This window comes from Jiangella ureilytica (genome assembly GCF_004348545.1).
Taxonomy (GTDB): Bacteria; Actinomycetota; Actinomycetes; order Jiangellales; family Jiangellaceae; genus Jiangella; species Jiangella ureilytica.
Map to the genome: position 1 here is coordinate 18241 of NZ_SMKL01000040.1, position 17120 is coordinate 35360.

Here is a 17120-nt window from a genome sequence, read left to right on the forward strand (position 1 = left end):
GCCGTACCCGTCCACTCACGGGCCGGCACATCTGCCGCAGGCAGTGCCGTGCTCACGACCGCATGCCCGGTGAACGCCGTCGCGCACTCCAGCTGCCAGCGGCGGCAGCACGCCGACCGCTCCGTCGACCGCCGGGAACCGGCCGGCCACGGCGTCGAGCAACACGGCCAGCAGCGGATGTGGTGTCATGGCGGTTCACGCTAACGCCGGCGCTGAGGAGTGGTGCACGTGCACGGTCCACACCTGCTGATCGATGCCTTCGGCCGAATCCGCGACCGCGTCAACGCGGCGGTCGACGGGCTCACCCCGAGCCAGCTCGCCTACCGCGTCGACCCGGACGCCAACTCGATCGCCTGGCTGGTCTGGCATCTGACCCGCATCCAGGACGACCACGTGGCGCACGTCGCCGGGATCGACCAGGTGTGGACCTCGGGGCCCTGGAGCGACCGGTTCGGGCTGCCGTTTCCCGACGAGGCCACCGGCTACGGGCACGGCAGCGCGGACGTCGCCGCGGTGAAGGTCGACGACCCCGGGCTGCTGATCGATTACCACCACGCGACGCACGAGATGACCGAGGGCTTCCTGCGTGAGCTCGACGACGAGACGCTCGGCCGCGTCGTCGACGATCGGTACGACCCGCCGGTGACCATGGGCGTGCGGCTGGTCAGCGTGGTGGGCGACAACCTCCAGCACGCCGGCCAGGCCGCGTTCGTGCGCGGCATCGTGACCCGCCGGGGAGTCAGCTGAGGCTCAGCGCCGGCCCACCGGCTCGACCTCCGCGGCGGGCGTCCGGGTGATCAGCCGCACTGCCGGCCAGGTCAGCAGCGCCAGAACGACGGCGACGGCGGCGACCGCGAGCATCGCCCCGGGCAGGCCGACGGCACCCGCCCACTGCCCGACGTAGACGGGGCCGGCGAGGAATCCGAGGTACGCGACGGTGGTGACGACGGCGGTCGCCCTGCCCCTGGCCGTCTCGTCGACCCGGCGCGCGACCAGCCCGAGCACGGTGGGCTGCAGCACGGCGGTCCCTGCGGCGGCCAGACCCAGCCCGGTCAGGGCGATCGCGACGTTGGCGGCCGCGGCGACGACGGCCGTGCCCAGGGCGGCGGTCAGGGCGCCGGCGATCAGCACGGCGAGCGCGTGCCGGTGGGTCAGAGTGGCGACGGCGAACCGCGCCAGCGCGACGACACCGGCGAAGACCGCCGGCCCGGCGGCCGCGACCGCGGGCCCGGCGGACAGGACGTCGCCCAGATAGACCGCGCTCCAGCTCTGGTGCGCGTTCTCCACGGCGAAGGCCAGCGCCACCAGGCCGCCGGCAACGAGCAGTGGCAGCAGCCGCAGCGTGCTGAGGGGCCGTCGCCGGGTCCGCGGACGCGGGGCCGGTTGGAGCCCGCGCACGCCAGCGGCGGCGAACGTGCGAGTAGCGGCGAGCGTGATGAGGCCGGCCGCGCCGCCCGCCGCGGTTGCCAGCAGGAACGGCACGGCCACCGCCGCATCAACGCCGCGGAGAGCACCGCCGATCAGGCTGGTCACCACGACGCTGGCGGAGAACACGCCGTGCGCCCGGGCGATCACCGGGTGGCCCGACGCCTGCTCGGCCGAGGCGGCCGCCGCGTTGTTCGCGACGTCGGCGGCGCCGGACACCGCGCCGAGAAGGCCCAGTCCGACGCAGAGGCTGACGAACCCGTGGCCCGTGACGGCGACGACGACCCCGGTGCCGCCCAGGGCGACCTGCAGCAGTGCCGTGACGCGATGTTCCCACCGGTCCACGGCCGGCCCGGTGAGCAGCATCGCGGGCAGCGCCCCCGCGCCGATGAACAGCAGCGCCGTACCCAGCTGACCGTGGCTGAGCCCGGCCTGCTCACGCACCGAGGGCAGCAGAGCGCCCCACACGCCCCACAGAGCGCCGAAGGCGGCGAACCCGGCATACGCGGCCCTGACCGAAGCCGTCACGACTCCTCCGATCGTCGCGCACCCGTTACGGTCGAAACCACCTCTCGCTCGTCACGGTTACCCGGGTCTGTTACGCTCAAACCTGGTGATTGCCCATAACACTGCACACAGGGCGGTCGGCGGATGACGTTCAAGCTGATCGGCGGCCACCCGGCCGTCGACTTCGTCAACACGGTCGGCGGTTTCGCGCCTGCGCTCGAGGAGCTCCTCCCCGGCTACCCGGACCTGGTCGCCTGGACCGAGCAGGCCGGGTTGCTCACCCATGAGCACGCAGGATTGCTGCGAGCGGTCGCGGAGACCGAGCCCGGTGCGGCCGCTGCCGTACTGGCAGCCGCACGACGACTTCGCGCGGACCTCGACGCGGTGGTCCGCGCCGAACTCGCCGGACACGCGCCGGAGGAGGCTCACCTGGTAGCGATTCACGACGCCTACGTCGCCGCGCTCGCCCGGGCGCGGCTCACCCGGGAGTCCGTCTACGGATGGTCGTGGCCGGCATCGTCAGCCGAGCCGGACAGCGTTCTGTGGCCGATCGCCGCACAGATCGTCGGCCTTCTCGGTTCGGCGGACCTGACCCGTCTCGCCGAGTGCTCGACCGCGAACTGCCGGTGGATCTACCTCGACCGGACCAAGAACCACAACCGGCGCTGGTGCAGCGACGACACCTGCGGCGCAAGCGCCAGGATGCGCCGCTACCGCGCCGCCCGGCGCCACCGCGACCCGAGCCGGACGTCCGCCGCGGAGTGAGCCGACGCCGTCAGTCCTCGAAGGTGTTGAGCATGGAGTGGGCGGCCCGCTCGAGGTAGTCCCACAGCGTGTCGCGGTAGATCGGCGGCAGGCCGAGCTCGTCCACAGCCACGCGCATGTGCCGCAGCCACGCGTCCCGCGCGGCCGGGCCGACCTTGAACGGGGCGTGGCGCATGCGCAGCCGGGGGTGTCCGCGCTGGTCGGAGTAGGTCGTCGGGCCGCCCCAGTACTGCTCGAGGAACATCAGCAGCCGCTGCTCCGCCGGGCCGAGGTCCTCTTCGGGATACATCGGCTTCAACAGCGGGTCGGTGGCGACGCCCTCGTAGAAGCGGTGCACGAGCTTCACGAACGTCTCGTGCCCGCCGACGGCGTCGTAGAAGTTGTCCAGGCGCGTGGTCACGTCACCATCGTCGTCGCGGAACGACCCGAGATGCAAAGTGCCCCTGACCACACGCCGCCGGACCGGACAGGGAAGGATGGTCGGCGGTCGCACACACGTCGCATGGGAGGACACGTTCATGGCAACCACCCGTACCGCCACCACGCGCTGGGAAGGCTCGCTGTTCGAGGGGGCCGGCCGCGTCACGCTCGACTCGTCGGGGCTGGGCACCTACGACGTCACGTGGGCCGCGCGCACGGAGACGCCGGGCGGCAAGACGTCGCCCGAGGAGCTCATCGCTGCCGCGCACTCGTCCTGCTTCTCGATGGCGTTCTCCAACGGCCTGGCGAAGGCGGGCACGCCGCCCACATCGCTGGAGACCTCGGCGGACGTGACGTTCCAGCCGGGTGAGGGCATCACCGGCATCAAGATCACGGTGCGCGGCGTGGTGCCGGGCATGTCCAAGGAGGACTTCGTGGCCGCCGCCGAGGACGCCAAGGCCAACTGCCCGGTCAGCAAGGCGCTCACCGGCACGACGATCACGCTCGACGCGGCGCTCGCCGACGCCTGATCCACTCGTCATCGACGACGGCGGCAGCCTTCCGTCCCCACGGGGTTGCGGAAGCTGCCGCCGTCGTCGTTCGGCCGGAGTGCCGTCAGAGGCCGTCGCTCGACGTCGCCGGCGGTGGCGGCGCGGCCGGGGGCTGGGCCGCCGTGGCGGGCGGCGGGTTGGTCGGGTCGCCGGCGCCGCTGCCGGGGCCGGGCGCGGGGGACTCGGTCGCGACCGGGAGCGCCAGCCGCTCGGAGTCGAACCGCTGCTTGATGCGTTCGCGCAGCTCGCGGGCGACGCCCCACTGCTCCAGCGGCTTGGTCTTGATGACCACCCGGATGAGCACGCCGTCGGGGGTGAGGTCCTCGACGCCCCAGACCTCCGGAGGCTCCAGGATCAGGTCGCGCCAGTGGTCGTCGTCGGCGAGGACGTGCACGATCTCTTCGAGCAGCCGGCGGGCCCGGGTGACGTCGGCGTCGGCCGGGACGTGGACGTCGAGCAGCGCCCGCGACCAGCCGTAGGACGAGTTGCCGACCCGGATGACCTCGCCGTTGCGGAGGTACCAGACGGTGCCGTCGACGGAGCGCAGCCGGGTGATGCGCAGGCTGACCGACTCGACGGTGCCGATGGCGTGGCCCATGTCGATGACGTCGCCGACGCCGTACTGGTCCTCGAGCAGCATGGCGGCGCCGGCCAGGAAGTCCTTGACCAGGTTCTGCGCGCCGAAGCCGAGCGCGACGCCCAGGACGCCCGCGGACGCGAGCAGCGGGCCGACGGCGTAGCCGAGCATCTCCAGGGCCGTGACCACGGCGATGGCGCTGATGACGACCGTCGTGATGCTGCGTAGCACCGAGCCGATGGTCTCGGCGCGCAGCGCCCGCCGCTCGGAGAAGGCCCCGGCGCCGCCGAACACGATGCGGGCGGCCCGGGCCGACCCCAGGACGGCCTTGGGCGGCTCCTTCTCGACCGTGCGCCGGACCATGCGGTTGATGAACTTGTGCGCGAGGTAGCGGGCCACGACGGCGAAGAGGATGAGCCCGGCCAGGCGCAGCGGGACGTCGAGCAGCACGTCGCGCCACCACTCGGCGGAGTACTGCTCGGCTTCGGTGATGTCGGGCGACGCGATGACGCCGGCCGCGCCGATGGCCCCGGTCGCCGCGAGCAGGCCGACCACTGGGATCACGGAACCTCCAGTCCCAGCTGCGCGGCGAGGAAGGCGAGCTGGTCGGCGCTGAGGTCGACGGTGCGCGAGACGGCCCGGGCGCCGTGCCCGACGTTGGCCTCGGCGCGCAGCAGGATCGGCCGCGTGGCGGGGTCGCCCGACGTGGCGGCCTGCAGGGCCGCGGCCATCTTGCGCGCGTGCAGCGTGTCGACGCGGCTGTCGCCGTCGAACACCGTGAACAGGACCGACGGGTATTCGACGCCGTCGTGCACGTGGTGGTACGGCGAATAGCCCAGCAGCCAGCCCAGCTCGACGGGGTCGGACGCGGTGCCGTACTCGTCGTTCCAGGACTCGCCGAGGCCGAACTTCTCATAGCGGACCATGTCGAGCAGGGGCGCGGAGCAGACGACGGCGCGGTACAGCTCGGGGCGCTGGGTCAGCGCGGCGCCGACCAGCAGGCCGCCGTTGGAGCCGCCGAAGATCGCCAGCTGGCCGCTGGTCGTCCAGCCCTCGCTGACCAGGTACTCGGCAGCGGCGTGGTAGTCGTCGAACACGTTCTGCTTGTGCTCGCGCATGCCGGCGCGGTGCCACTGCTCGCCCTCTTCGGAGCCGCCGCGCAGGTTGGCGACGGCCCACACGCCGCCCGCCTCGACCCAGGCCAGGATGCTGGCGGAGTAGGCCGGCGTGAGGGCGATGTTGAAGCCGCCGTAGCCGTAGAGGACGGTCGGCCGCGGGCCGTCAGCCGACGCCGTGGGCGACACGATGACCATGCGGACCTCGGTGCCGTCCTTGGACCGGTAGGTGACCTGCTGTGATGAGATGGCCCGGACGTCAATTTCCCCGGGCGCGTCGGCCCAGGTGGACACCGTCCGCGACCGGGCGTCGTAGTGCAGTATGCGCACCGGGACCGTGTGGTCGGTGTAGGCGAACCACGACTCGTGGCCGCCCTCGGGCCGCTCGGACAGCCCGCCGACGCTGCCGATGCCGGGCAGCTCGAGCGTGTGCAAGGGCTCACCGGTGGCCAGCGCGTGCGCCGTCACCTCGCTGATGGCGTGCCGGGTGCGCGCGGCCAGCAGCACGGGTGCGTCGAGCCCGTCGCCGTCGAGCAGCGCGAAGTCCTCGAGCACCGCCTCGGGGTCCTCGGGCAGCAGGTCGCGCCAGTGCTCCGGCTCGGGCGCCGAGGGGTCGGTGACCGCGAGCCGGCCACGCGGTGCGCCGAGGTCGGTCCACACGTACAGGCGGCCGTCGCGACCCACGTGCAGGCCGGTCTTGGCGTCCTGGCCGACGACGACGGGGCGCAGCCGGGGCGCCTCGAGAGTGGCGCCCTCGGCCGTGAGGTCGGCGAGCCAGACGTCGTTGCGCGGCGCGGTGCCCTGGGCGGCGGTGACGGTGAGCCAGCGGCCGTCGCGGCTGACGGAGACGCCGTAGTAGTTCGTCTTCTCCATGCCGTCGCCGAAGATCTCGACGTCGTCGGCGGGGTCGGCCCCGAGCCGGTGCAGGTAGACGCGCCGGTGGAACTGGTCCTCGCCATCGGGGACGGCGTCCTTCGGCAGCCGGCGGACGTAGTAGAACGCCTCGCCGCCGGGCAGCCAGGCGACCGGGGAGTAGCGGGCGCGGTCGATGGGGCCGTCGACGACCTGGCCCGTGGCGACGTCGATGACCCGCAGCACCGACTCCTCGGTGCCGCCCTCGGAGAGCTGGTAGGCCAGCAGGTCGCCCTCTTTGGACGGCTGCCAGGCGTCGAGCGTGGTGGCGCCGGAGGGGTCGACGGCGACGGGGTCGACGAGGACCCGCTCGGCGCCGCCGGGGTCGGTGGTGAGCAGGGCGGCGTGCTCCTGGTCGGGCGTGCGCCGGGTGTGGAACACCCGCTCGCCGCGCCAGGCCGGCGTGCCGACGGAGCCGGCGCGCAGCAGCTGGGCCAGCCGGTCGGCGAACGCCGGGCGGGCCGGCCAGCCGGCGCGGTGCTCGTCGAACAACACGCGCTGCGCCTTGGACCACGCCTGCGTGACGGGGTCGTCCTCAGGCTCCAGCGCGCGGTACGGGTCGGGGACCGTGACGCCGTGCAGCACGTCGGCGTCGTCGCCGCGCGGGGCGGGGGGATATGCCGTCGGGAGCGGCTGCGGGGAGCCGGATGCGTCGAATGCCACGCTCCGACCTTACTGACCCCCTCCGACCGGGTCGCGCCACATCGCCGTCAGCGTAGGGCCGCCCGCGAGCATGATCTCGCCGGTCGGGCGGAACCCGAACCGCTCGTAGATCCTGATGTTTCCGGGTGCCGACGACTCCAGGTACGCCGGCAGCCCCTGCGCGTCGGCCCTGGCCAGTCCGTCGCGCAGCAGCGCGCCGCCCACACCCCGTCCGGGCCGGGCCGCCCCGAGCGTCTGCAGGTACCAGTGCGGCGGCGACGACGGATGCGCGTCCTCGATGGTCCGGAACGCCCGCATCGCCTTCGGCAGCCCCGTCCCGAACGTGCGCAGCAGGTACCGGCTGTAGCGCAGCGTCGTCCAGAACCCGGGCTGCCCGGCGCCCGGCAGCCCCCACAGCGCGGCCCCCGCGATCTCGCCGTCGACGACGTCGACCCACGACCCGTGCGGGCTGAGCAGCGTCTCGAACGCGAACAGCGACGTGAGCCGGTGCCTGTGACGGTTCTCCGGGACGATGAAGCGCATCACCGGGTCGCCGTCGAACGCCTCGGCGAGCACGCGCGCGACGGTGCCGACGTCGGAGCGCAACGCCTGCCGCACCACGTGCCGCGATGGTTGCATCACTTGATCATGCGTCATGACGGGCGCGCTGGTAAGGGTGGCCGGGGACCCGGTCGGTTGCGTAGGTTCAGGCGCATGTCGGTGGGTGACGGTGACGGCGGCGGGCTGTCGGTGCGCGCGGCCGAGGTGGCCGATGCCGACGCGATCGCGGCGGTCCACGTCGCCGGCTGGCGGCGGGCGTTCGCCGGCGTCGTCGACGCGGAGTTTCTCGCCGAGTTGGACGTCTCGCGGCGGGCGGCCGGGTGGCGGCGGATGCTCTTGGAACCCGCTCGGCGGTCGACGGTGCTGGTCGCGGTCCGGGCGGGGGAGGTGGCCGGGTTCTGTGCCGCGGGCGCGTCGCGCGATTCCTCCGCCTCTGCCGACGTGGGTGAGGTGTACGCGATCTACGCCGACCCCGCCCAGTTGGGGACGGGGGTGGGGCGTGCGCTGATGACGGCCGCGCTGGACTTCCTGCGGGCCGAGGGGTTCACGCGGGCGACGCTGTGGACGCTGGAGGGCAACGCCCTGGGGCGCGCGTTCTACGACCGGTCCGGGTGGGCGCTCGACGGCGCGCGCCATGACGAGCAGGTCGGGCCCGATGTGTTGTCGGAGGTGCGCTACGCCCGGGGGTTGGCCGGGTCTTGAGGTCGGTGGGGTTCCCCCGTCCCCCTGCTGCCCATTCTCTTAGCCGCGAATCCGCGCCTCAAGCGGACCGGTGGGCGCTGCGCGCCCTTGGGGTCCGCTTGACCCGCGGCTTCGCGGCCTAAGAACGGGCAGCTATCAGGGGGACGGGGGGAGTCTGGCGACGGGCACGGTCCTGGCGGGCCCTGCTGGTGTCCACGTGGTGGGATTTTCCGTTGTTCGCGGGGCCATCACGAGGTTCTCTGCCGCTTCACGAGGCATGCATGCCTGGTGATGTGGCAGAACGCCTGGTGATGTAGCGGATCGCCGATGATCATCGCTGTGCACAGCCCGGCGAACCGGGGCGAAACGGGCACGCGGGGCGGTGAGGCGTGCCCAGGGTCTCCCCGTCCCCCTGATAGCTGCCCGTTCTTGGGCCCCGGGTGCCCGGGTCAGGCCGAAGCCCCCCAACCACACGGTCAAGCAACCACAGAGGGCGCCGGCTTGAGGCGGGTGACCGGGGTTAAGAGAATGGGCAGCAGGGGGACGGGGAGCCCACCTCATCACCCCGGCCCACTCGGCATCCACCCATCGCTCTCACCCTTCCGGCTGAGACTTCCGGCTGAGACTGTTCAGTTGCCCTGTGTGGATCTCGACCACCCATTCCCAGCCTTCCTTGGCCGAGGGGCCGATCCGCGGGTCGTCGTGACCACCGCCGTCACGCAGAGCCCGCACGTACGCGCGGTCGAGTTCGATCCGTGCGCGGAGCTGATCGGCTCCGCCGACCGACCCATGGCCCGGGACGACGGCATCGACGTCGCCCGTCACGCCCTCGAAGAGGTCCAGCGCGGCGAGGTAGTCCCCGATCGGGTCGGCGGTGCTCACGTCGAGCATCGGGACCAGGACATCGGACAGCATGTCGCCGGCGACGAGGACCCTGCTCTCCTCGACCAGCAGTGCCGCGTGGCCAGGGGCATGCGCGTCATGCTCGAGGAGCCTGACCTCGGGGCCGTCCCAGGGAACCCGCGTGGTTCCGTCGGGCAGGCCGGTGATGAGGCCGAACCGGTCCAGCGGAGTCTCGTCGGCGATCTCCGGCGGTAGCCCCGCGGCGACCTGGGCCTGCCAGTCCGGGTTCGACAGCACGTCTCGCATGGCGGCCGCACAGCGGGCCGTGCCGTAACGGGGCGCTTCGCCGAGGTCGGTGTGCCAGAGCACGTGATCCCAGTCGGCATGCGTCGAGAAGCCGGCCACGACGGGCCGGTCCGACTCGCGGAGGTCGTTGGCCAGGCACGCCATCTCGTCGCCCGTGATCCCGGCGTCGATGAGCAGGACGCCGGTCCGGCCTTGCACGACGACGGCATTGTTCTCGAGCAACTCGCTCTGGTGGGTCAGCACACCCTTCGCGACCTGCCTCAACACGGTGCTCCCTCCGTTTGTGGTCGCAATCGCTGGTTCGAGACCGTAGTGCCAAGCGATAGTAGATTGCAACCACTACGGATGAAGTATATCGGTGATCGACTTGACACCTCTCGAACACGTGTTCGACGATGAGCGGGTGACGGTTCTCAGGCGCGACCAGGCCGAGGCGGTGCTGGCCAGAGCGGGTTTCGCCGCCCAGCCGGTCGAGCTGGTGGCGGTGCTGCCGGCCCTGCGCACGCTACTCGGCGGGTTGCGGCGGGGCCAGGTGGTCGCCGTCGAGGGGGCCGGGGTGCTGCCGCTGGCGCTCCTCGCCGGGGCGACGGCGGCCGGAACGTGGTCGGCGGTGGTCGGGCTCTCCGAGTTCGGCGTGCTGGCGGCCGCCGACCTCGGCGCCGACCTCGGCCGCGTCGTGCTGGTCGACGATCCCGGCGACCAGTGGGCCGAGGTGGTGGCGGTGCTGCTCACGGCGGTCGAGCTGGTCCTCGTGCAGCCGCCCGGCCAGGTGGGCGGCCAGCTGGCCCGGCGGCTCGTGGCGCTGGCCCGCCGGCACGGGTCGGCGCTGGTCTGCGTCGGCGACTGGGAGGGCGCGCAGACCCGGCTGCGGGTCGCGTCGTCGCTGTGGGTCGGGGCCGGTCAGGGCGACGGCCACCTGCGCGGGCGGCGGGTGAGGGTCGAGGCGGCGGGGCGAGGGTCCGGCGCGCGGCCGCGGTCGGCGTGGCTGTGGCTGCCGGGTCCCGACGGCACGGTGTCCGGCGCCGACCTCGAGGCGCTCGAGGCGGCCGGATGAGCACGGGCCAGGGCGGACGCAGGGTCCTGGTCGTCTGGTGCCCCGACTGGCCGGTGGTCGCGGCCATGGCCGAGGACGGCGACACGAAGCCGGACGCCGTCACCGCACCCGCCGCGGTGCTGGCCGCCAACACCGTCGTCGCCTGCAACGAGGCCGCCCGGTCCGAGGGCGTCCGGCGGGGGATGCGCCGCCGCGACGCGCAGTCGCGCTGTCCCGAGCTCCGGCTCATCGAGAACAACCCCGACCGCGACGCCCGGGCGTTCGAGCCGGTCGTGGTGGCGGTCGAGGAGCTGCGGCCGGGCGTCGCGCCGCTGCGGCCCGGGCTGCTGGCGGTGCACGCGCCGGGCCGGTTCTACGGCGGCGAGGGGTCGGCCGGGGCGCTCATCGCCGAGCAGCTGGTCAGGACCGGCGTGTGGGACTGCCGCATCGGCATCGCCGACGACCTCTTCACCGCCGAGCAGGCGGCCCGGCAGGCACACCCGCAAGACACCGTCGTCGTCGAGGCGGGCGGGTCGGCGGCGTTCCTGCGCGAGCTGCCGGTCAGCGTCATCGACGACGCCGAGGTGGCCGGGCTCCTGAGGCGGCTGGGGCTGCGCACGCTCGGCGACTTCGCCCAGCTCGACGGCGGCGACGTCCAGGCCCGGTTCGGCGGCTACGGCGCCAAGATCCACCGGCTGGCCCGCGGCGAGGACGACTCCCGGCTGGGCGCGCGCACGCCGCCGCCCGACCTCGAGTGCCAGATCCGGTTCGAACCGCCGCTCGACACCGTCGAGGCCATCAGTTTCAGCGTCCGCCGGACCGCCGAGCGCTTCGTCACCCAGCTGGCCGCCCGCGGCCTGGTCTGCACCGAGGTGCTCATCGAGGCCGAGTGCGACCACGAGATCGCCTCGTCGCGGGTGTGGGCGCACTCGCGCTGGTTCGGCGCCGCCGACCTCGTCGACCGCGTCCACTGGCAGCTGCGGGGACAGCTGCGCAGCACCTCGGGCGGTATGGGCGTCTCAGCGCCGGTCGAGCTGGTCCGATTCGTCCCCGACACCGTCGAGCCCACCGCCGCCCACGCCGCCGGGTTGTGGGGCGGCGGCACCGACGAACGCGTCGAGCGGGCGGTCGCGCGGGTCCAGGGCATGCTCGGCCACCAGGCGGTCACCGTCCCGGCGGTCCAGGGCGGCCGCTCGCCGGGCGACCGGCAGGCGTTCGTCCCGTGGGGCGAGCGGCCGGTGGGGCTACGACCGGCCGAGCTGCCGTGGCCGGGCAGCCTCCCGCCGCCGGCACCGGCGCGCATCTACACCGAGCCGCGCCCGGTCGCCGTCGTCGACCAGCGGGGGAGGCTGGTGTGGGTCAGCGAGCGCGGCGTGGTCAGCGCGCCACCGGCCCGGTTCCGGACCAGCGACGACGGCGGCACCGGCGGCACCGGCGGCTCCCGCGGCAGCGGCGGCTCCCGCGGCTGGCAGCCCATCACCGCGTGGGCCGGGCCGTGGCCGGTCGAGGAGCTGTGGTGGGAGAACCCCGCCAGCTGGGTGGCCCGGTTCCAGATCGTCGGCGTCGACGGCCGGGCCTGGCTGATGACCTGCGCCGACGACGGCTGGTACATCGAGGCCGCTTATGACTGAGGGTGCGTGAGCCAGTGGGCTGGAACAACCCGCCGATGTCCTGGGGCGAGCTCGAGCGCCGGCTCTCCGACCGCCCGACGGTGCCCCGTGAGGACGGTCCGGGGTCGCGCAAGCGCAAGCCGTACACGCCGAAGGCCGAGGTGCGCCGTCCCGACGGCCCCGTCACGCCGTACGCCGAGCTGCACGCGCACAGCAACTTCAGCTTCCTCGACGGCGCCAGCGGCCCCGACCGCCTGGTCGAGGCCGCCATCGAGCTGGGGCTGCACGGGCTGGCGCTCACCGACCACGACGGCTTCTACGGCGCGCCGCTGTTCGCCGAGATCGCCCAGAAGTACGCCGCCGCGAACCTGCGCACCCTCTACGGCGCGGAGCTGTCGCTGGGCCTCGACGCACCGCAGAACGGCGTGCCCGATCCCCGCGGCAGCCACCTGCTGGTGCTGGCCAGGGGCGTCGAGGGCTATCACCGGCTGGCCGGCGTCATCACCGAGGCGCAGCTGCGCGGCGACGAGAAGGGCAAGCCCGACTACGACCTCGACGAGCTGGTGAGCCACGGGCGCGACCACTGGCTGGTGCTCACCGGCTGCCGCAAGGGCACCGTCCGCGCCGCTCTCACCGCAGGCGGACCGGCCGCTGCCGCCGTCGAGCTCGACCGGCTGACCGGCCTGTTCGGCAAGGGCAACGTCGCCGTCGAGCTGTACGACCACGGCCATCCCAGCGACGACGACACCAACCGGCTGCTGGCCGGCCTCGCCGCCGACCGCGGGCTGCCCGTCGTCGCCACCAACAACGTCCACTACGCCGACCCGTCCGACCACCGGCTGGCGTCGGCCATGGCGGCGGTGCGGGCGCGACGCAGCCTGGCCGAGATGAACGGCTGGCTGCCGGCCTGGGGCGCGGCCTCGCTGCGCACGGGCGCCGAGATGGCGGCGAAGTTCGCCGCGTACCCCGGCGCCGTCGCCCGCTCCGTCGAGCTGGCCGACGAGCTCGCGTTCGACCTGCACAAGGCCAGCCCGCGGCTGCCGAAGGAGCACATCCCCGACGGCCACACGGCGATGAGCTGGCTGCGGATCCTGGTCGACCGCGGCTTCCAGCACTACTACCGCGACAAGCCGCACGAGCGCGAGGCACGCGAGCGGGTCGAGTACGAACTCGAGATCATCGGCCGCAAGGACTTCGCCGGCTACTTCGTCATCGTCCACGACATCGTCGCGTTCGCCCGCGACGAGGGCATCCTCTGCCAGGGCCGGGGCTCGGCGGCCAGCTCGGCGGTCTGCTACGCGCTCGGCGTCACCGCGATCGACCCGGTCTTCCACCACCTGCCGTTCGAGCGGTTCATCTCGGTCAACCGCGACGAGGAGCCCGACATCGACGTCGACTTCGACTCCGACCGGCGCGAAGAGGTCATCCAGTGGGTCTACCGCCGCTACGGCCGCCGCAACGCCGCCCAGGTCGCCAACGTCATCAGCTACCGGCCCAAGATGGCCATCCGCGACGCCGCCAAGGCGCTGGGCTACTCGCCGGGGCAGCAGGACGCGTGGTCGAAGCAGACCGACAGCTGGAGCGCGGTGGCCGACGGCGGCAGCGACGGGCACGACATCCCCGGCCCGGTGGTCGACCTCGCCAACCAGCTCATGCGGGCGCCGCGGCACCTCGGCATCCACTCCGGCGGCATGATCCTGACCGAGCGGCCCATCGGCGAGGTGTGCCCCATCGAGCGCGGCCGCATGGACCACCGCACCGTCCTGCAGTGGGACAAGGACGCCTGCGAGTCGATGGGCCTGGTCAAGTTCGACCTGCTCGGGCTGGGCATGCTGAGCGCGATCGACCACGCGTTCTCCATGGTGGCCGGGCACCTGGGCGAGGCGTGGCGGCTGCAGAGCGTCCCCGAGGAGGAGCCGGCGGTCTACGACATGCTCTGCCGGGCCGACTCCATCGGCGTGTTCCAGGTCGAGAGCCGGGCCCAGATCGGGACGCTGCCCCGGCTGCGGCCGCGCAAGTTCTACGACCTCGCCATCGAGATCGCGCTGATCCGCCCCGGCCCCATCCAGGGCGGCGCCGTCCACCCCTACATCCGCCGCGCCACCGGCCAGGAGAAGGTCGAGTACGTCCACGACGACCTCGTCCCGGTGCTCGAGCGGACCCTCGGCGTGCCGCTGTTCCAGGAGCAGCTCATGCAGATGGCCATCGCCGTCGGCGACTGCACGGCCGACGACGCCGACCTGCTGCGCCGCGCCATGGGCTCCAAGCGCGGCATCGAGCGCATCGAGAGCATCAAGGAGAAGCTGTACCAGGGCATGGCCCGCCGCGGCCTCGTCGGCGCCGTCGCCGACCAGCTCTACACCAAGATCCTCTCGTTCGCGAACTTCGGGTTCGCCGAGAGCCACGCGCTCAGCTTCGCCAAGCTGGTCTACGTCAGCTCGTGGCTCAAGCTGCACTACCCGGCGGCGTTCCTGGCCGCGCTCCTGCGGGCCCAGCCCATGGGCTTCTACTCCGCGCAGTCGCTGGTCGGCGACTCCCGACGGCACGGTGTCACCGTCCATCGCCCCGACATCGCCCGCTCCGGCGCCGTCGCCGACCTCGAGCTGCTCCCCGACGGCGACCCTCGCGCCACCGGCCGCGACGACTGCCTGCGCCCGCTGCACGAGACCACCGACTGGGTGCCGGGGACGCCCGACCCCACCCCCGAGCACCGCCGCGACACCGGCTACGCGGTCCGGCTCGGCCTCGACTCCGTCCGCGGCATCGGCAAGCCCGTCGCCGAGCGGATCGTGGCCGCCCGCGAGGAGCGTCCGTTCACCAGCACCACCGACGTGTCGCGGCGGGCCGGCCTCGACTCCCGGCAGATGGAGGCGCTGGCCACGGCGGGCGCGTTCGACGGCTTCGGCCTCACCCGCCGCGAGGCGTTGTGGAACGCCGGCTACACCGAGACCGAACTGCAGCTCGAGGCCGTCACCGCCGCCCCGGCCCCGCCGCCGCTGCCGGGCATGAACGACGTCGAGCTCACCCTCGCCGACCTGTGGGCCACGTCCATCTCACCCTCGGACCACCCGCTCACCCACCTGCGGGCGCTGCTGCGGCGCGAGGGGATCCTGTCCATCGAGGACCTCCAGACCACCGAGTCCGGCCGCCGGATCACCGTCGCCGGCCTGGTCACGCACCGGCAGCGGCCCGGCACCGCGGGCGGTGTCACGTTCCTCAACCTCGAGGACGAGACCGGCATGCTCAACGTCGTCTGCGCGGTCGGCCTCTGGCAGCGGCACCGGCGCATCGCCCGCAACGCCGCCTGCATGATCGTGCGCGGCATCCTCGAACGCAACGACGGCGTCACCAACCTCAACGCCGACAAGCTCGCCTCCCTCGACGACGTCCACCCCGAGGCCGCCCGCGCCCTGCACGTCCGGCACCGCTCCCGCGACTTCCACTGATCGTGCCGTCGATCCCGCCCGCCGGCGGGCGGTAGCGTCGGGCCGTGCCGACCTACCGCGCCGACGACGACACGCCCCTGCACTACGACGAGCTCGCCGGGCCGGACGCCGCCGGTCCGCCGGTCGTCGTCCTGGCGGGAGGAGCCGCGCGGCACCCCGTCTACCTGGGCGATCTCGCCGGGCTGGCCGAGCGGCACCCCCTGGTGATCCCGCACCTGCGCGGCATCGGCTCGTCACCGGCGCCCGCGCAACTCGAAGAGGGGTCCTACTGGTGCCAGGCCGCCGACCTCGAGGCGTTGCGCGGGCACCTCGGCCAGGACCGCCTGCTCGTCGCCGGGCACTCGGCCGGCACCCGGCTCGCCGTCGCGTACGCCGTGCAGTACCCGGATCGCGTCGCGGCGCTGCTGCTCCTCACGCCGCCGTCCGCCCACCTCGTCGACGCCGAGCCGGACGCCGAACGGATCGCCGGCCGCCTCCGCACCGCCGAGCCCGCGTTCGCCGAGGCGTGGACGGCGCTGGCCGCCGGGCCCGCCGTCCTCGACGACGAGGGCTTCAACGACTGGCAGCGGCGGGTCGCGCCGTCCAGCTACGCGCACTGGGGCCCGGCCGAACAACGGCACGCCGCCGTGGGCCGCTACGACCTGCCCGCCAACCGCGCGTATTTCAGCGTCGACCCGCCCGCCGATCTCGCGACGAAGCTGAGCGCCGTCACCGCGCCGGTCCTCGTGGTCGCCGGCGCCGACGACGCGATGACCGGGCTCGCCCCGGTCGTCGCCCTGGCCGAGTCGTTCCCGGCCGGCCGGGTCGCCGTCGTCGACGACTGCGGGCACTACCCGTGGGTCGAGCGGCCCGCCGAGTTCCGCGCCGCCGTCGACGGCTTCCTCGACGAGGTCGTCGAAATCCCGCTGCTCGGCGGCGACGTCAGCGAGGGCGTCGTCCGAGTGGGCGCGACCGTCCGCCGCAGGCCGGTCGAGGGCGCCGCCGCCGTCCACGCCTACCTGCGCCACCTCGAGAAGGAGGGGTTCGCCCACGCGCCGCGCTTCCTCGGGTTCGACGACCGCGGCCGCGAGATCCTCACCTTCCTCGACGGCGAGATGGGCGGCCGCCCGCTCGCGCCGTGGGCGGTGAGCGAGGACGCGTTGCGTGAGATCGCCGTCATCCAGCGCAAGCTGCACGATTGCTCGGCCGACGTGCCCCTGCCCGACGGGGTCAGCTGGCCGCCGCCGGTCGAGCTGCCGGGCGTCGCGCCGCTGCCGGACCATCGCGAGGCCGACGTCGTCGGCCACAACGACATCACCTTCGAGAACACGATCTTCGTCGACGGCCGGCCGGTCGGGATCATCGACTTCGACCTCGCCGGCCCGACGACCCGGGTGCTCGACGTCGTCACGACGATGCGGTACTGGGCGCCGCTCACCGCCCCGGCCGACCGCGACCCCGCCCTGCGCGACGCCGACGCCGGCCGGCGGATGCGGATCTTCGCCGACGCCTACGGCTTGGACGAGGTGCAGCGGGCGCAGCTGCTCGACGTCGCCGACCGCCGGTTCACCCGCGCCTGGCACGCCATGAAGCACCGCGCCGAGACCGACGGCGGCGGCTGGGCGCGCATGTGGGCCGACGGCGCCGGTGACACCATCCGGCGCAGCCAGGCCTGGCTCCGGGCCGAGCGGGCCTCACTCGCCGCGGCGCTCACCGCACGCTGACGGGCTCACCGCATGCTGACCCC

General features: G+C 73.5%; 15 protein-coding genes. 8 read left to right on the top strand and 7 right to left on the bottom strand.

Going from position 1 to position 17120, the window contains the following annotated elements:
* Positions 1-15 precede the first annotated feature (15 nt).
* Complete coding sequence (locus tag E1212_RS30040; RefSeq protein WP_203416965.1) at positions 16-189, bottom strand: hypothetical protein; 174 nt, start codon at positions 187-189, stop codon at positions 16-18.
* A gap of 39 nt (positions 190-228) precedes the next feature.
* On the opposite strand from E1212_RS30040, the gene E1212_RS17855 reads away from it, so the two are divergent.
* The gene (locus E1212_RS17855; RefSeq protein WP_131984875.1) at positions 229-747 is read left to right on the top strand and encodes a mycothiol transferase; all 519 of its coding nucleotides are present in this window, start codon (positions 229-231) and stop codon (positions 745-747) included.
* A 3-nt stretch (positions 748-750) separates the two neighbouring features.
* Here E1212_RS17855 and E1212_RS17860 read toward each other — a convergent pair whose 3' ends face one another.
* On the bottom strand, positions 751-1953 hold the full coding sequence (locus E1212_RS17860; RefSeq protein ID WP_203416966.1) for an MFS transporter: 1203 nt from the start codon (positions 1951-1953) through the stop codon (positions 751-753).
* Positions 1954-2076: 123 nt separating this feature from the next.
* On the opposite strand from E1212_RS17860, the gene E1212_RS17865 reads away from it, so the two are divergent.
* Positions 2077-2697, top strand: coding sequence for a CGNR zinc finger domain-containing protein (locus E1212_RS17865; RefSeq protein ID WP_131984879.1), 621 nt, complete (start codon positions 2077-2079; stop codon positions 2695-2697).
* A 10-nt stretch (positions 2698-2707) separates the two neighbouring features.
* Here E1212_RS17865 and E1212_RS17870 read toward each other — a convergent pair whose 3' ends face one another.
* Positions 2708-3217 carry a globin gene (locus tag E1212_RS17870; RefSeq protein WP_131984881.1) on the bottom strand — a complete coding sequence of 170 codons (510 nt, stop codon included), beginning with the start codon at positions 3215-3217 and terminating at the stop codon, positions 2708-2710.
* Here E1212_RS17870 and E1212_RS17875 point away from each other — a divergent pair.
* Positions 3216-3647 carry an OsmC family peroxiredoxin gene (locus tag E1212_RS17875; RefSeq protein ID WP_131984883.1) on the top strand — a complete coding sequence of 144 codons (432 nt, stop codon included), beginning with the start codon at positions 3216-3218 and terminating at the stop codon, positions 3645-3647. The genes E1212_RS17870 and E1212_RS17875 overlap by 2 nt on opposite strands.
* An 85-nt stretch (positions 3648-3732) precedes the next feature.
* On the opposite strand, the gene E1212_RS17880 is transcribed toward E1212_RS17875, so the two are convergent.
* Genes E1212_RS17880 through E1212_RS17890 form a run of 3 tightly spaced genes read right to left on the bottom strand, consistent with a single transcriptional unit; the run spans position 3733 to position 7553 of the window.
* Positions 3733-4809 (bottom strand): mechanosensitive ion channel family protein, encoded by a 1077-nt coding sequence (locus tag E1212_RS17880; protein ID WP_203416967.1) that lies wholly within the window; start codon positions 4807-4809, stop codon positions 3733-3735.
* Complete coding sequence (locus tag E1212_RS17885; RefSeq protein WP_131984885.1) at positions 4806-6935, bottom strand: prolyl oligopeptidase family serine peptidase; 2130 nt, start codon at positions 6933-6935, stop codon at positions 4806-4808. The genes E1212_RS17880 and E1212_RS17885 overlap by 4 nt, the downstream gene beginning before the upstream one ends.
* 9 nt (positions 6936-6944) lie before the next feature.
* Positions 6945-7553, bottom strand: coding sequence for a GNAT family N-acetyltransferase (locus tag E1212_RS17890; RefSeq protein WP_131984887.1), 609 nt, complete (start codon positions 7551-7553; stop codon positions 6945-6947).
* 75 nt (positions 7554-7628) lie between these two features.
* Between E1212_RS17890 and E1212_RS17895 the strand changes: the two genes are divergently transcribed.
* On the top strand, positions 7629-8177 hold the full coding sequence (locus E1212_RS17895) for a GNAT family N-acetyltransferase (RefSeq protein ID WP_162605533.1): 549 nt from the start codon (positions 7629-7631) through the stop codon (positions 8175-8177).
* A 573-nt stretch (positions 8178-8750) separates the two neighbouring features.
* Here the strand turns inward: E1212_RS17895 and E1212_RS17900 are convergent.
* Positions 8751-9572, bottom strand: a complete 822-nt coding sequence (locus E1212_RS17900) for an MBL fold metallo-hydrolase (RefSeq protein ID WP_131984891.1) — start codon at positions 9570-9572, stop codon at positions 8751-8753.
* Positions 9573-9708: 136 nt separating this feature from the next.
* Between E1212_RS17900 and E1212_RS17905 the strand changes: the two genes are divergently transcribed.
* From E1212_RS17905 to E1212_RS17920, 4 genes are read left to right on the top strand one after another with little or no spacing between them, the layout of a single operon-like run.
* Positions 9709-10359 (top strand): hypothetical protein, encoded by a 651-nt coding sequence (locus E1212_RS17905; protein ID WP_203416968.1) that lies wholly within the window; start codon positions 9709-9711, stop codon positions 10357-10359.
* Positions 10356-11969 (top strand): DNA polymerase Y family protein, encoded by a 1614-nt coding sequence (locus tag E1212_RS17910; protein WP_131984892.1) that lies wholly within the window; start codon positions 10356-10358, stop codon positions 11967-11969. Before E1212_RS17905 ends, E1212_RS17910 begins: the two co-directional genes overlap by 4 nt.
* A 14-nt stretch (positions 11970-11983) precedes the next feature.
* Positions 11984-15394 carry an error-prone DNA polymerase gene (locus E1212_RS17915; protein ID WP_131984936.1) on the top strand — a complete coding sequence of 1137 codons (3411 nt, stop codon included), beginning with the start codon at positions 11984-11986 and terminating at the stop codon, positions 15392-15394.
* 44 nt (positions 15395-15438) lie between these two features.
* Complete coding sequence (locus tag E1212_RS17920; RefSeq protein ID WP_131984894.1) at positions 15439-17097, top strand: alpha/beta fold hydrolase; 1659 nt, start codon at positions 15439-15441, stop codon at positions 17095-17097.
* The last annotated feature ends 23 nt before the right edge of the window (positions 17098-17120 follow it).

Excerpts from the sequence above, each read along its gene's own strand:
- E1212_RS17895 (WP_162605533.1), top strand. The coding sequence starts at position 7,629 with ATGTCGGTGGGTGACGGTGACGGCGGCGGGCTGTCGGTGCGCGCGGCC.
- E1212_RS17865 (WP_131984879.1), top strand. The coding sequence starts at position 2,077 with ATGACGTTCAAGCTGATCGGCGGCCACCCGGCCGTCGACTTCGTCAAC.
- E1212_RS17875 (WP_131984883.1), top strand. The coding sequence starts at position 3,216 with ATGGCAACCACCCGTACCGCCACCACGCGCTGGGAAGGCTCGCTGTTC.
- E1212_RS17870 (WP_131984881.1), bottom strand. The coding sequence starts at position 3,217 with ATGAACGTGTCCTCCCATGCGACGTGTGTGCGACCGCCGACCATCCTT.
- E1212_RS17910 (WP_131984892.1), top strand. The coding sequence starts at position 10,356 with ATGAGCACGGGCCAGGGCGGACGCAGGGTCCTGGTCGTCTGGTGCCCC.
- E1212_RS30040 (WP_203416965.1), bottom strand. The coding sequence starts at position 189 with ATGACACCACATCCGCTGCTGGCCGTGTTGCTCGACGCCGTGGCCGGC.
- E1212_RS17890 (WP_131984887.1), bottom strand. The coding sequence starts at position 7,553 with ATGCAACCATCGCGGCACGTGGTGCGGCAGGCGTTGCGCTCCGACGTC.